This window comes from Pseudomonas purpurea (assembly GCF_039908635.1).
Lineage (GTDB): Bacteria > Pseudomonadota > Gammaproteobacteria > Pseudomonadales > Pseudomonadaceae > Aquipseudomonas > Aquipseudomonas purpurea.
Window position 1 is genome coordinate 626,385 of sequence record NZ_CP150918.1, and the last position, 13,617, is coordinate 640,001.

Genomic DNA, 13,617 nt, shown 5'->3' on the forward strand with positions numbered 1-13,617 from the left:
CCCGCATGAGCGACTCCCTGGATCTCAGCCTGGACGGCGTAGAACGCCGTTCACTGGCCGACTTCACCGAAAATGCCTACCTCAACTACTCCATGTACGTGATCATGGACCGTGCCCTGCCGCACATCGGCGACGGCCTGAAACCGGTACAACGGCGAATCATCTACGCCATGAGTGAGTTGGGGCTGGACGCTGACTCCAAGCACAAGAAATCCGCACGGACCGTCGGTGACGTGCTCGGTAAATTCCACCCTCACGGCGACTCGGCGTGCTACGAAGCCATGGTGCTGATGGCCCAGCCGTTCAGCTACCGCTACACGCTGGTGGACGGCCAGGGTAACTGGGGTGCGCCGGATGATCCGAAATCCTTCGCCGCCATGCGTTACACCGAGGCGCGCCTGTCGCGTTACTCCGAAGTGCTGCTCAGCGAACTGGGCCAGGGTACGGCAGACTGGGGCCCGAACTTCGACGGCACCCTCGACGAACCGCTGGTATTGCCGGCCCGTTTGCCGAACATCCTGCTCAACGGCACCACCGGCATCGCCGTGGGCATGGCCACCGACGTTCCGCCGCACAACCTGCGGGAAGTCGCCACGGCCTGCGTGCGTTTACTCGATGAACCAAAGGCCACGGTCGAACAGCTCTGTGAACACATCCAGGGCCCGGACTACCCGACCGAAGCGGAAATCATCACGCCGCGCGCTGACCTGCTGAAAATCTACGAAACCGGTCGCGGTTCGGTGCGCATGCGCGCCGTGTACCACATCGAAGACGGCGACATCATCGTCACGTCTCTGCCTCATCAGGTGTCCGGCGCCAAGGTGCTGGAGCAGATCGCCGCGATGATGCAGGCCAAGCCGTCGAAGGCGCCGCAAGTGGCCGACCTGCGTGACGAATCCGACCACGAAAACCCGTGCCGGATCGTGATCATTCCGGTCAACAACCGGGTCGACCACGACGCGCTGATGCAGCACCTGTTCGCCAGCACCGAGCTGGAGTCGAGCTACCGGGTCAACATCAACATCATCGGCCTGGATGGCAAGCCGCAGCTGAAAAACCTGCGGGCGCTGCTGGTGGAATGGCTGGAGTTCCGGGTTCAGACCGTGCGTCGTCGCCTGCAATTCCGTCTGGACAAGGTCGAGCGTCGCTTGCACCTGTTGGACGGCTTGTTGATCGCCTACCTCAACCTGGATGAAGTGATCCACATCATCCGCACCGAGGAACACCCGAAAGCCAAGTTGATCGAGCGATTCGCCCTGAGCGAAATCCAGGCCGACTATATTCTCGACACTCGCCTGCGTCAGCTGGCGCGCCTGGAAGAAATGAAGCTGCGCGCCGAGCAGGATGAACTGCTCAAAGAACAAGCCAAACTGCAAGCCTTGCTGAGCAGCGAAGCCAAGCTCAAGAAACTGGTGCGTACCGAACTGATCAAGGACGCCGAAACCTATGGCGACGACCGCCGCTCGCCTATTGTCGAGCGCGCCGAAGCCAAGGCCCTGACCGAACACGACCTGCTGCCGAACGAGAAAGTGACAGTGGTGCTGTCGGAAAAAGGCTGGGTTCGCTCTGCCAAGGGCCACGAAATCGATGCAACCGGGCTTTCCTACAAGGCAGGGGACGGTTTCAAAACCTCGGCGGCCGGTCGCTCCAACCAGTTCGCGGTGTTTATCGACTCCACCGGTCGCAGTTATTCGGTGCCGGCCCACACGCTGCCGTCGGCCCGTGGCCAGGGCGAGCCACTGACCGGCCGTCTGACACCGCCGCCGGGTGCGACTTTCGAATGCGTACTGATGCCTGAGGACGATGCGCGGTATGTCATCGCCTCCGACGCCGGTTACGGCTTTGTGGTCAAGGGCGAAGACTTGCAAGCCAAGAACAAGGCCGGCAAGGCGCTGTTGAGCCTGCCGAACAATGCCAAGGTGATCCTGCCGCGTCCGGTCGCCGACCGTGAGCAGAACTGGCTGGCCTCGGTGACCACCGAAGGGCGCCTGCTGATCTTCAAGATCAGCGACCTGCCGCAATTGGGCAAAGGCAAGGGCAACAAGATCATCGGGATTTCCGGCGAACGTGTGGCCAGCCGTGAGGAATACGTCACTGATATCGCCGTGCTGCCGGAAGGCGCCACGCTGGTTCTGCAAGCCGGTAAACGGACCCTGTCACTCAAGGCCGACGACCTGGAGCACTATAAAGGTGAGCGCGGGCGTCGTGGCAACAAGCTGCCGCGGGGTTTTCAGCGGGTTGACGCGTTGTTGGTAGAAACTCTCAATTAAGCGGTCTAGAGCGTTCGATCTACGATTTAACCCGTAGATCGGCGCTTTCGCGCTGGAGTCGGAACGCATATTCACGGATGATATGGCCTTTCACACGCGGGCGTGGCCCAGCGTTCTTCATATTTATTGAGTATTTTTACTGTGGCTGGCCTTGTGGCCACCCCTGGATGGGATGATGACTGTTCTGCGCCTTCCTCTAATTTTGTTGCTCGCCGGCGTTCTTGGCCTGGCGGGTTGCAGCGTTCACCAGCCGGTGTCGCTGTATCAGCTGGACAGCGGAAGTCCGGCCCAGCCTGCGCAAAGCGCGGGCATGTCGGTATTGTTGGGGCCGGTGCTGGTTGCCGATTACCTGCAACGTGAAACCCTGCTGCAACGTCAGCCCGATGGCAGCCTGCAAGCGTCCACCGATGGTCGTTGGGCGGGCAGCCTGTCGTCTGACATCAATCAGTTGTTGTTGCGTCAGGTGGCTGGCCATCTGGACAGCCAGCGCGTCGTATTGGCCCCGGCGACCCTGGGTTTCACTCCCGACGTTCAGGTGCTGCTGTCGATCACTCGCCTGGATTCGGGCGAATCGCAACCGGCGATTCTTGATGCTCAATGGCGCCTGATCGACCGTCGCGGCCAGGTTCGTGACAACCGCATCATCCACCTGCAAGAGCAGCATGCCGGTGGCACCGCCGCTCAGGTTCAGGCTCAGGGAGTGTTGTTGCAGCGCCTGGCCGATCAGTTGTCGGTAGCACTCAAGCCCTTGGCCAACCAGCCGCCGATTGCCGAAGCTCCGCGCAAACCGGCACCCAAGCCTGTGGCCGCGCCACCGGAAGCGGAAAAGCAGCAGAAGATGCCGATGGCCTCGCCGATCCGTACGGATATGGAAGTGTTCAGGTTCTAGGTTGGATTGCTGCAAAGACAAAGCCCGCGTTGATGCGGGCTTTGTTGTTTCTGACGGTTGGAGATCTCTGGTGCTGCTTCCGGCCTCATCGCGAGCTTGTTCGCGATGGCGTCAGTGCAGGCAACAAAAAGCCCGCAGACGATCACTCGTCTGCGGGCTTTTTCGTTCACGGGCCGGAGTCAGCTTTTGGCTCGGGTCTCGTGCATGCGCGCCAGTTGTCGCTCGAGCATCGATGGATAAGGCTCCATCAAGCGCTCTACGCAGCACGCGCCTTCCGGGCTGGCAATCGGGCGGATACGCGCACGCTGGCGGATCAGTGTGTCGTCGCTGATCTTGCGCTCCACCAGCAGCAGGTTGCGGCTGTGCTGGGAGAGGGCCAGGGCATCCTGGGCGGTTTCGGTGAGCAACAGGTCGATCTGGCTCAGGCCGAACAGTTCCTCGCCCAGCGTCAGGCCCAATTGCAGTTGCAGGGTGATGCCGCTGTCGGCGACTTCAATCTGCAACTGATGGCCCAGCGCGCGCAGCAGTTCACCGCAGCAAATGGCGTTGGTCAGGTAGTCGTCGCCGCTGTCTTCGCTGTGGAACAGCATCAGTGTGCTGCCATCGTTCAGGGTGTGCAGCTCGCTTTGATACAGCGAGGCGGCCTGGTCGAGACAGTCGCGATAACGTTCAAGCAACTCGGTCAGCCGTGCGCGGGGCAGGCGACGCAGTTGTTCCTGGGCGCCCAGTTGCACGGCCAGTACCGCGCTGTGCTGAGGTAACGCCGGAACCACCGGTTTGGGTTGCGGCTTGATGGCTGGTGCGGTGGCCGTGTGGTCGCGCAGGTCGGCGAACGGGTCTTCTTCATCCAGTTCGTCTTCTTCGGCGCTCACCAGATGCCGTGGCGCAGGCTTGAGGCCGGCGACCGGGGCAGTTTCGTCGAAGCTCGGGTCGCGCAGGTTGCGGACTTCGAACACAGGATCGAGGTCTTCGGCGTCGTCGTATTCGGGCTCCGGCTCGGGCTCCGGTTCTACCCGCTCCGGGGCGAAGCTTGAGTGGAGCTGGCGGGCCAGGTCGCCGATTTCATCCTGGCGTTGAGTCGCCGGGGTGTGTTCGTCGATATCGCGCAGCCATACCCGCAATTGCAGCAATGGTGTCGAGATGTGCCGACCCAGGCGCAGGCTCAGGGCCAGGGACAATGCCAGCAGGATGGCGCTGAGAATGCCCATGCTTTGCAGGCTGATGGTCATCGGCTGCTGGAACTGGTCCATGTCCAGGCTGATGCGCAGGTGGCCGGCGGTCACGTCCTGGAAGGTGATCTTGCTCTGGTACAACCCCTCGGCTTCACCCAGCAAACTGTGTTTGGGGCGTTGGCCGGATTCGGCGAGGATGCGGTTGTCCACGCTATAAATAGCGGCGTGGGCCACCAGCGGATTCTTGGTCAGGTTGTTCAGCAACACGTTGAGGCTGAGGATGTCGTTGGACACCAGCAACTCGGTGGCGGACGTGGCGGTCTGGGTGGTCAGGCTCTGACCCAGCGCATCGGCCTGTTCGTGCATGGCCTGTTTGAACTGCAAACCCATCACGCAGGCGTAGATCACCAGGGCCAGGGCGACCAGGATCACGTTATGGCTGGCAATGCGTAATGCAATCGGTACACGGCGGTGGCGCAGCGCACGGAAGATCAGCAGGAAGAAGTTGTCGGTTTTGACTGGCGTAGGCCGGTTCACTGAGCTCGGCTCTTTTGTCCGTGAAGTTGAGGCGCAGTATAGCGATAGCCCCTAGACCGGCAAAGCGCTGGCTGTGCCCGATGGTCACTGAAAGTGGGTAGAATGCGGTTTTTTTCCACCTGCGGGGGTGCGCCTTGCGCGAAATCGTCCTGATAAACATCACGGGAGTCGACCGTCCGGGTCTGACTGCGGCCATTACCGGTGTTCTGGCCCAGGGTGGCGTGACCATTCTCGACATTGGTCAGGCTGTGATCCACGACACGTTGTCATTTGGCATCCTCGTTGAGATTCCAGGCACCGAGGCCGGTCAGTCGGTGCTCAAGGACATACTGTTCAAGGCTTACGAGCTGGATCAGCAGGTGCGCTTCACGCCGGTGTCCGAAGAGGATTACCAGCAATGGGTCGGTGCCCAGGGTAAAAAGCGTCACATCGTGACCCTGCTGACCCGCAAAGTGACCGCCGAACAATTGCAGCGTGTCAGTTCGATCACCGCCAAGTATGGCCTGAACATCGATCACATCGACCGTCTGTCGGGACGCATGCCGCTGGACACGCCAGCAGACCAGGGCAAGGGCTGTATCGAGTTTTCCGTGCGTGGTGAAGCGGCTGATCCGCAGGCATTGCGCGCCGAGTTCCTCAGCGTCGCGCAGGAATTGAATGTCGACATCGCGTTCCAGGAAGACTCGCTGTTCCGTCGCAATCGGCGCCTGGCGGTGTTCGACATGGACTCGACGCTGATTGAGGCCGAAGTGATCGACGAGTTGGCAAAAGCTGCCGGTGTGGGTGAGCAAGTCTCGGCGATCACCGAGCGGGCGATGGCCGGCGAGCTCGATTTTCGGGCCAGTTTCAAGGAGCGCCTGGCGTTGCTGCAAGGGCTGGACGTGAGCGTGCTGGATTCGATTGGCGCCTCGCTGCGCCTGACCGAAGGCGCAGAAACCCTGTTCGCCGAACTCAAGCGCCTGGGCTACAAAACCGCGATCCTGTCTGGCGGCTTCACCTATTTCGCCAAGCAGTTGCAGGCCAAACTCGGCATCGACTATGTGTTTGCCAACGAGTTGGAAGTGGTTGATGGGAAAGTCACGGGCGTGGTAGTCGAACCGATTGTCGATGCTCAGCGCAAGGCGGATTTGCTGCGCGAACTGGCGCACAAGGAAGGTTTGCGACTGGAGCAGACGATTGCTGTCGGCGACGGTGCCAACGACTTGCCGATGCTGGCGATTGCAGGTTTAGGCGTAGCATTCCGTGCCAAGCCGCTGGTCAAGCAATCGGCCAAGCAGGCGATTTCGACCTTGGGGCTGGACGGTGTGTTGTATCTGCTGGGCTTGCGGGACCGCGACGGTCAGTTGTAACGCCGAGTGTTTTTGTGGGAGCGGGCTTGCTCGCGAAGAGGGCGTGTCAGTCGACATTAATGTTGTCTGATCCACCGCTTTCGCGAGCAAGCCCGCTCCCACATTAGTTCTTCATGTAGATCAGGCGTTTGGCAGGCCCATGCCTTGGCCCATTTCAACCGGCGAACCGGCGGCCAGTGCCTCGACCCATTTCACTTGATTCGGGCCAAACAGTACGACGGCGGTCGAACCCAGTTTGAAACGGCCCAGTTCGGCGCCTTTTTCCAGATGGATCGGTGCGCGGGCGGCCTCGTCGTAGCGGAAGGTTTTCAGCTCGCGCTTGGGTGGCGTCACCAGCCCGGCCCAGACGGTTTCGATTGATGCAACGATCATCGCGCCCACCAGCACCACGGCCATCGGTCCACGCTCGGTGTCGAAAATGCACGCCACGCGCTCGTTACGGGCGAACAGCTCCGGAACGTTTTCGGCGGTGGTCTGGTTGACCGAGAAGATCCGGCCCGGGATGTAGACCATTTCGCGCAGGGTGCCGGCCAGCGGCATGTGCACGCGGTGGTAGTCCTTGGGCGACAGGTAAATGGTGGCGAAATCGCCGCCCATGAAAGGGGCAGCGTTTGCCGCGTCACCGCCCAGCAATTCCAGCACGCTGAAACTGTGACCCTTGGCCTGGAACACACGACCGTGTTCGATCGGGCCAAGTTGGCTGACGGCGCCGTCGGCCGGGCTGAGGATCGCGCCCGGCGTTTGGTCCAGTGGGCGTGCGCCGTCTTTCAAGGCGCGAGTGAAGAACGCGTTGAAGTGCTCGTACGCGGTCAGGTCTTCGACCAATGCCAGGGACATGTCCACCTGATAACGCTTGGCGAACCAGGCGGTAAAGGCATTCTTGAACCAGCGCACGCGGCACTCGGCAATGCAGCCGGCCAAGCGCGACAGCAAGTGATGGGGCAGCAGGTACTGGCTGAGGATAAACAAACGCTTTTTCATTAACTGTCCTTAAGAACCTTGAATCTCGACGGGCGTGTCAGGGTGGTTGCCCCATTCGCCCCAGGAGCCGGCGTAGCCCTTGACCCGCGGATAACCGAGGGCCTTGGCCACCAGATAGGTGAAGCCAGAGCGGTGATGAGTCTGGCAGTGGGTAATCACTTCTTTATCTTTGCTGATCCCGAGCGACTCGAGGATCTGCGGCATGTCTGTGCGAATACGCAGGCTGCGGGACGGGTCCATGCCGGCGGTCCATTCGAAATTGACCGCGCCGGGGATGTGGCCACCCTTGGCTGCCAGCACCTTCTCGCCCGAATACTCCAGCGGCCCGCGTGCGTCCCAGATCGCCAGGTCAGCGGCACCGAGACGGCTTTGCAGGTATTCGCGGGTGGCGGTGGGTTCGTCATGCAGGGTCAGCGCAACCGGGCCGCCGACAGTTGCCGGGACCTCGGTCGAGACGGGCAAACCGTCCGCCAGCCAGGCCGGGAGGCCGCCGTCGACATAGTGGTAGCGGTGGTGGCCGATGACATCCAGCAACCAGATGAAGCGCCCGGCCCAGCCACCGCCTTCGTCGTCATAGACCACGTAGACCGCATCCTTGTTGTGCCCCAGTTCGCCGAACAGGGTTTCCAGCGCCGCTTGAGGCGGCAGCAGTCCCGGCGCGGGCGCCTGGCCCAGTTGGGTGCGTTTGGGGTCAACGAAGTGCGCGCCGGGGATGTGGCCCGCGGCGTAGCGGGCGCTGCTGGTCAGGTCGACCAGAATCAGTTCGCGGGCGTCCAGACGGGCGAGCAGGTCGCTCGGCTCGATCACCAGCGCCAAGCCAGAGAAGTCAGACATGTGAGGTCTCCAGAGCACAAAGGGGAGGATTGTAGCTCAAGCGCGGTGTTAACGGCCGCGGTTGGTAAAGCTATGCAGGGCCTTTTCGATGCATTGTGCGGTTTTACCGAAGGCTTGCACGGTCAAGTCCGAAAAAGGTCCGCCGCCCTGATCGGCGACGATCAGTATGACCACCCGGCCATTGCTGGCCACGGAGCGTAGCAGCAGGTGATCGCCGCCGAACAGTCCGCGCAGGCTGTTGGGCAGCAACGCGGAAAACTGCGCGTTGTTGGCCGGCGTCAGGCGCACCTGGGCTTGTTGCGCGAGCAGGCGTTGCAGCACGGTGCTCTGGCTGACCGTCAGGTTCAGGTTGGCGCATTCCTTGGGCAGGCCATAGGTTTGATGTGCCCGCAGGTTGGCCAGGTTGCGATCGGCCACCAACAGCATCACCCGACGCATACCGCACGCCGCCAACGCGTCGCGAGCGGCCAGGGTCAGGTGCATCGCGTTGCTGAACGGGCTCGGTTCGACCAGCAGTTCGGCGCATTGCTTGCGCCACTTGGCCAGGTCTTCGGTGGTGGGCGGTGGAGCGGGCCGTTGGCCGCGATGCAGGTGGTGCGTGCCCCACGGCCAGAGCAAGGCTTCGGCCGGGTGCCAGAGGTCGGCCATGTCGTGCTGGCGGGCGCTTTGTGCGGCTTGCTGGTGCAGTTGTTGTTGCAACTCGTCCATCGGCATTTGCAGATAGAGACTGGTGAGCCACTGCCAGCGTTGGCTGTGCGGGCTGTCCCAGGCCTGATGAGCTGAAAGCGCGAGACCGTTGGCCAGCAGCACGGTGTTGGCCGGTTGATTCAGCCAGCGCCGCAGGGTCGGGTCATCGTCGAGACGATTCTGCTGGCGCAACGGGTGATCGCCGTCGCGGGCGATACGCAGCACCTTCACCAGTTCGCGCTGCTCGCTGCGCAACAACCGATACCCTTGCAGCACCCAGATCGGCAAACGCCAGAGTTCGACCAGTGTCTGGCACAGCTCCAGCAGATGGACGCCGAACAGTTCCCGTTCGACCTTGGCCGCCGACTCGTGTTTGTGAATGACCCGCAGTTCCCATTCTTCGAGCAGGTGCGGGTGGGTCAGCGCCATTGGCCACAGCGGCGACAGAAACAGCAGGCTGCCCCAGTGGATGTCTTGCCAGAGCCGCGCCAGGCGACTGGCGAACAAGCCGTTGGCTTGTTGGGTGGCATGCTGGCTGATGAGCTGGAGCTGGCGCAGGGCGACCGGTATTTGCTCCTCAGGCATCGCCGGCAAGCGGGCGAGCAACTCTTGCGTGCGTTTCAAGCCGAGGCGAGTAATCGCGACTTCGAGGTTCTCCGCCGGGCCGGTCATGCTGCCGTGGGTATGCTGGTTGGCTTCTCGAATCACGCTCAAGGCCAGGGCCGGGCTGTCTTGCATCAGGTCGGCGATATCGCGCAGCGAACTGCGGTTGTCGGCGATGGCTTTGCAGACCCGGTCATGGCTGGCCTGGGGAACGGGAAGAGTGACGTGGTCCAGGAGTCGGACCCAACCTTGGAGAGTGGTCGGTTTCTGAGGTGGGACGCTCGTTTCATTAACCATGGTTGGGCGCGATCACTTTTGATTTCAACACGCCCGCTATGGGCCAAATTGGCTTTTCGCCTTAACTGGCTATAGTCTGGCGCAGTTTTGCCGATAAGTAGAAGAAGAGATTTTTTAACTTCCGAATATGACCTTGAACCCGACTCAGTAAGTACTCTCCTACCTATGGCTAAAATTATCGGCATCATTGTCGTATTCGCGAGCGTGCTCGGCGGATACGTGCTTTCCCACGGCAAGATTGCCGCCCTGATTCAGCCTTTCGAGGTGATGATCATTGGTGGTGCAGCCTTGGGTGCTTTCCTTCAGGCCAACCCCGGCTACATGACGATGCACGTACTCAAGAAATCCTTGAGCATGTTCAGTTCGCGATTCACCCACACGTTCTACCTTGAAGTCCTGGGACTGATCTACGAGATCCTCAACAAGAGCCGCCGCGAAGGCATGATGGCGATTGAAGGCGACATTGAAGACGCCGCCGCCAGCCCGATCTTCGCCAAGTACCCGGCGGTGCTCAAAGACGAACGCATGACTGCGTTCATCTGCGATTACCTGCGCATCATGTCGTCCGGCAACATGGCCCCGCATGAACTTGAAGGCCTGTTCGACATGGAGCTCTACAGCCTCAAGGAAGACCTGGAGCACCCGTCCCACGCGGTCAACGGTATCGCGGACGCCATGCCGGGCTTCGGTATCGTGGCGGCGGTACTGGGTATCGTAGTGACCATGGCTTCGCTGGGTGAAGGTGACCAGAAGTCCATCGGCCTGCACGTGGGTGCGGCACTGGTCGGTACGTTCTTCGGTATTCTCGCGGCCTACGGTTTCTTCGGTCCGCTGGCTCACTCGCTGGCCCACGATGCCAAGGAAGAACTGAACATCTACGAAGCCATCAAGGCTTCGCTGGTTGCGTCGGCGTCGGGCATGCCGCCATCGCTGGCCGTAGAGTTCGGGCGTAAAGTGCTGTACCCGGCACACCGTCCTAGCTTCGCCGAGCTGGAACAAGCGGTTCGCGGTCGCTAAGTCATGGAAAACAATCAGCCGATTATCATCAAGCGCGTCAAGCGCATTGCTGGCGGGCATCACGGGGGCGCCTGGAAAATCGCCTTCGCGGACTTCGCGACAGCGATGATGGCGTTCTTCCTGGTGCTGTGGCTGCTGTCCACGGCCACCCCGGAACAGAAGATCGCCATCGCCGGTTACTTCAAGGACCCGATCGGCTTCTCCGAAAGCGGCACGCCGTTCATCATCGACCTGGGCGGTACGCCCACGCTGGCGCCGGAGACCACCCTCAACCCTGAGGTCAAGTCGCAGCCGCAGCCCGATAAAGTGACGGTCGATGCCGAGCAGGTAGAAGGCATGGCCGAACAGGTCGAAAAGGAACGCCTCGAACTGTTGCTGCAAGAGTTGCAGAACAAGGTTGAAGAAAACCCGCAGTTGCAGAAGTTCAAGGACCAGATCCTGTTCGAAATCACGCCGGATGGCTTGCGCATCCAGATCATCGATTCCGAAAACCGGCCGATGTTCGACTCAGGCTCGGCGCGTCTGAAACCGTACTTCGAAGACATCCTGCTGGCCATGGCCGACACCATCAAAGCGGTGCCGAACAAGATCAGCATCAGTGGTCACACGGATGCCAAGCCGTACTCTGGCACTGGTGACTTCGGTAACTGGGAACTCTCGGCCAACCGTGCCAACGCCGCCCGCCGTGCGCTGGTTGCAGGCAGCTATCCGGACCAGCAAGTGGCGCGAGTGGTGGGTTACGCCTCGTCGGTGTTGTTCGATCGCGAAAACCCGTTCAACCCGGTCAATCGCCGTATCGACATCGTTGTATTGACGAAGAAAGCCCAGCGCGCCATCGAAGGCGAGCAAGGGGCGGAGCCGCAACCGGCGCCCACTCAGGGCCAGGGCGCTCCGGGTGAAGTACCGACTGATCCGAACGTTCTGCCGGCCGACCAGCAACCGCTGCCGGCCCATGAGTTGCGCGAACGCTTGAACCTGTTCGACGACCCGACGCCGAAAGCGGGTGATGCCGCCAAACCGGCTGAGCCACCCAAGCCGTGACCTACAAAAAAGCCGCGATCATCGCGGCTTTTTTGTCTCTGCGGGGTGCTGCCTAGTAGCTGGTTTCGGGCAGGCTGGCGATGATCGAGCGGTAGCTGTTCATGCGCTGTTGCTGCACACGACCATCTTCCAGCGCCTTGAGCAGGGCACAACCGGGTTCGCGGTCGTGCTTGCAGTCGCGGAAGCGGCAGGTGCCGATCAAGTCGTTGAACTCGATGAAGCCTGCCTCGACGTCTGAACGGCTGACGTGGCCCAGGCCGAACTCACGAATTCCCGGGGAGTCGATCAGTTCGCCACCACCGGGGAAGTGGAACAGGCGCGCGGTGGTCGTGGTGTGAGTGCCCTGGCCGGACAACTCGGACAACGGGCCGACGCGGGTTTCGACTTCCGGCAGCAGGCTGTTGACCAGCGACGACTTACCGACGCCCGACTGGCCGACGAACACGCTGATGCGCCCGTCGAGCTGCTCTTGCAGCGTCTCCATGCCATTGCCGTGATGCGCCGAGACTTCCAGCACCGGGTAACCCAGCGTGCGGTATACCGCCAGCAAGGCATTCAGCGCCGGTGCGTTCTGCTCGTCGATCAGGTCGAACTTGTTGAGCAGCAACAACGGGCGGATGCCAGCGTGTTCGGCGGCGACCAGGTAGCGGTCGATCAGGTTGGCGTGCGGTTCGGGCAGCGGGGCGAAGACAATCACGATCATGTCGACGTTGGCGGCTACGGGCTTGAGCTGGCCCCGGCTGTCGGGACGGCACAGCTCGGTGTTGCGCGGCAATTGCGCAACGATCACGCCGATGCCTTGGTTGCCGGCACGCCAGACCACTTGGTCGCCGGTCACCAGCGCAGGCAGGTTGGCCCGCAAGTGGCAGCGGAACACCTGGCCGGCCAGTTCGCCGTCGCGGGCTTCGACCTCGACCTGCACACCGAAGTGAGCGATCACCAGGCCTGTTTGCTCGGGGCCGAGATCACCGCCCTCGAGCGCTTCCACGGCTGAGGATTCGCGTTTGGCGGCGCGGGCAGCGCGCTCGCCCTGAATCTTTTCGATGCGCCAGTTTTGGCGACGATTGAGTTGGCGTTTGGCCATGGGTGTTCCGTGTCGATAATGCAGCGATTAGGTAAAACGGCCGCGAGTTTAGCACGCCCGGCGAATCCTCTAGGCTAAACTGCGCAACACTGCCTAAGGAGCCGACACATGCAAAACCCGCAGAACCTGATTTGGATCGACCTGGAAATGACCGGTCTGAACCCTGACACCGACGTCATCATCGAGATGGCCACCATTGTCACCGACAGCAACCTCAACACCCTGGCCGAAGGCCCGGTGATCGCGATTCACCACAGTGATGAGATCCTGGCCGGCATGGACGAGTGGAATACCCGTCAACATGGCGGCTCGGGCCTGACCCAGCGAGTGCGCGACAGCCGCATCAGTATGGCTGAAGCCGAAGCCGAAACCATCGCGTTCCTGGAGCAGTGGGTGCCCAAGGGCAAGTCGCCGATCTGTGGCAACAGCATTTGCCAGGACCGCCGCTTCCTTTATACCCACATGAAATCGCTGGAAAGCTATTTCCACTACCGCAACCTGGACGTCTCGACCCTCAAGGAACTGGCGGCACGCTGGGCTCCAGATGTGCGCGACAGCTTCAAGAAAGGCAGCACGCACCTGGCGCTGGACGATATCCGCGAATCCATCGCCGAGCTGCAGCACTACCGCAAGCATTTCATCAAGTTCTGATACAGCGGCGTTTTGTGGCGAGGGAGCTTGCTCCCGTTCGGCGGCGCAGCAGTCGTAAAGCACTGCGAGTGCGGTGTGACTGAAAGAATGCAGGGGAGCGCTTCGCACTCCAGCGGGAGCAAGCGCCCTCGCCACAGGTACTGTGATTGCCCTCTTCTGGTGCCGATCCGAAATGGCTAGACTGCGCGCCTTCTCGTAAGGACCG

The 13,617-nt window shown here is 61.4% G+C and carries 11 protein-coding genes; 6 read left to right on the plus strand and 5 right to left on the minus strand.

From position 1 onward, the window contains the following. Nucleotides 1–5: 5 nt before the first annotated feature. Both parC and AABM54_RS02820 read left to right on the plus strand, forming a co-directional pair. Nucleotides 6–2,270 (plus strand): DNA topoisomerase IV subunit A, encoded by a 2,265-nt coding sequence (parC, locus tag AABM54_RS02815; RefSeq protein ID WP_347903599.1) that lies wholly within the window; start codon nucleotides 6–8, stop codon nucleotides 2,268–2,270. Between the two features lie 175 nt (nucleotides 2,271–2,445). Next, nucleotides 2,446–3,159: a PqiC family protein gene (locus AABM54_RS02820; RefSeq protein WP_347903601.1), complete on the plus strand. Its 714-nt coding sequence runs from the start codon at nucleotides 2,446–2,448 to the stop codon at nucleotides 3,157–3,159. 179 nt (nucleotides 3,160–3,338) lie between these two features. On the opposite strand, the gene AABM54_RS02825 is transcribed toward AABM54_RS02820, so the two are convergent. Then, on the minus strand, nucleotides 3,339–4,868 hold the full coding sequence (locus tag AABM54_RS02825) for an AhpA/YtjB family protein (RefSeq protein ID WP_347903603.1): 1,530 nt from the start codon (nucleotides 4,866–4,868) through the stop codon (nucleotides 3,339–3,341). 134 nt (nucleotides 4,869–5,002) lie between these two features. Here AABM54_RS02825 and serB point away from each other — a divergent pair, with 134 nt between their 5' ends. Beyond that, nucleotides 5,003–6,217: a phosphoserine phosphatase SerB gene (gene serB, locus AABM54_RS02830; protein ID WP_347903604.1), complete on the plus strand. Its 1,215-nt coding sequence runs from the start codon at nucleotides 5,003–5,005 to the stop codon at nucleotides 6,215–6,217. Nucleotides 6,218–6,337: 120 nt separating this feature from the next. Here the strand turns inward: serB and asd are convergent, their stop codons facing one another. From asd to AABM54_RS02845, 3 genes are read right to left on the minus strand one after another with little or no spacing between them, the layout of a single operon-like run. Beyond that, nucleotides 6,338–7,198 carry an archaetidylserine decarboxylase gene (asd, locus tag AABM54_RS02835; RefSeq protein WP_347903606.1) on the minus strand — a complete coding sequence of 287 codons (861 nt, stop codon included), beginning with the start codon at nucleotides 7,196–7,198 and terminating at the stop codon, nucleotides 6,338–6,340. Between the two features lie 9 nt (nucleotides 7,199–7,207). After that, nucleotides 7,208–8,032 carry a thiosulfate sulfurtransferase gene (gene rhdA / locus AABM54_RS02840; RefSeq protein ID WP_347903608.1) on the minus strand — a complete coding sequence of 275 codons (825 nt, stop codon included), beginning with the start codon at nucleotides 8,030–8,032 and terminating at the stop codon, nucleotides 7,208–7,210. Nucleotides 8,033–8,080: 48 nt separating this feature from the next. Beyond that, nucleotides 8,081–9,619 carry an HDOD domain-containing protein gene (locus tag AABM54_RS02845; RefSeq protein ID WP_347903609.1) on the minus strand — a complete coding sequence of 513 codons (1,539 nt, stop codon included), beginning with the start codon at nucleotides 9,617–9,619 and terminating at the stop codon, nucleotides 8,081–8,083. 165 nt (nucleotides 9,620–9,784) lie between these two features. Here AABM54_RS02845 and motA point away from each other — a divergent pair, with 165 nt between their 5' ends. Both motA and motB read left to right on the plus strand, forming a co-directional pair. Then, on the plus strand, nucleotides 9,785–10,636 hold the full coding sequence (gene motA, locus AABM54_RS02850) for a flagellar motor stator protein MotA (RefSeq protein ID WP_347903611.1): 852 nt from the start codon (nucleotides 9,785–9,787) through the stop codon (nucleotides 10,634–10,636). 3 nt (nucleotides 10,637–10,639) lie between these two features. After that, nucleotides 10,640–11,677 carry a flagellar motor protein MotB gene (gene motB, locus AABM54_RS02855; protein WP_347903613.1) on the plus strand — a complete coding sequence of 346 codons (1,038 nt, stop codon included), beginning with the start codon at nucleotides 10,640–10,642 and terminating at the stop codon, nucleotides 11,675–11,677. Between the two features lie 52 nt (nucleotides 11,678–11,729). Here the strand turns inward: motB and rsgA are convergent, their stop codons facing one another. Continuing rightward, on the minus strand, nucleotides 11,730–12,761 hold the full coding sequence (gene rsgA / locus AABM54_RS02860) for a small ribosomal subunit biogenesis GTPase RsgA (RefSeq protein WP_347903614.1): 1,032 nt from the start codon (nucleotides 12,759–12,761) through the stop codon (nucleotides 11,730–11,732). A 108-nt stretch (nucleotides 12,762–12,869) separates the two neighbouring features. Here rsgA and orn point away from each other — a divergent pair, with 108 nt between their 5' ends. After that, complete coding sequence (gene orn / locus AABM54_RS02865; RefSeq protein ID WP_347903615.1) at nucleotides 12,870–13,412, plus strand: oligoribonuclease; 543 nt, start codon at nucleotides 12,870–12,872, stop codon at nucleotides 13,410–13,412. Nucleotides 13,413–13,617 lie beyond the last annotated feature (205 nt).

Bases quoted from the DNA above. Each gene is read 5' to 3' on its own strand.
- AABM54_RS02820 (WP_347903601.1), top strand. From the start codon at position 2,446: ATGACTGTTCTGCGCCTTCCTCTAATTTTGTTGCTCGCCGGCGTTCTT.
- orn (WP_347903615.1), top strand. From the start codon at position 12,870: ATGCAAAACCCGCAGAACCTGATTTGGATCGACCTGGAAATGACCGGT.
- asd (WP_347903606.1), bottom strand. From the start codon at position 7,198: ATGAAAAAGCGTTTGTTTATCCTCAGCCAGTACCTGCTGCCCCATCAC.
- motA (WP_347903611.1), top strand. From the start codon at position 9,785: ATGGCTAAAATTATCGGCATCATTGTCGTATTCGCGAGCGTGCTCGGC.
- motB (WP_347903613.1), top strand. From the start codon at position 10,640: ATGGAAAACAATCAGCCGATTATCATCAAGCGCGTCAAGCGCATTGCT.
- AABM54_RS02845 (WP_347903609.1), bottom strand. From the start codon at position 9,619: ATGGTTAATGAAACGAGCGTCCCACCTCAGAAACCGACCACTCTCCAA.
- parC (WP_347903599.1), top strand. From the start codon at position 6: ATGAGCGACTCCCTGGATCTCAGCCTGGACGGCGTAGAACGCCGTTCA.
- rhdA (WP_347903608.1), bottom strand. From the start codon at position 8,032: ATGTCTGACTTCTCTGGCTTGGCGCTGGTGATCGAGCCGAGCGACCTG.
- rsgA (WP_347903614.1), bottom strand. From the start codon at position 12,761: ATGGCCAAACGCCAACTCAATCGTCGCCAAAACTGGCGCATCGAAAAG.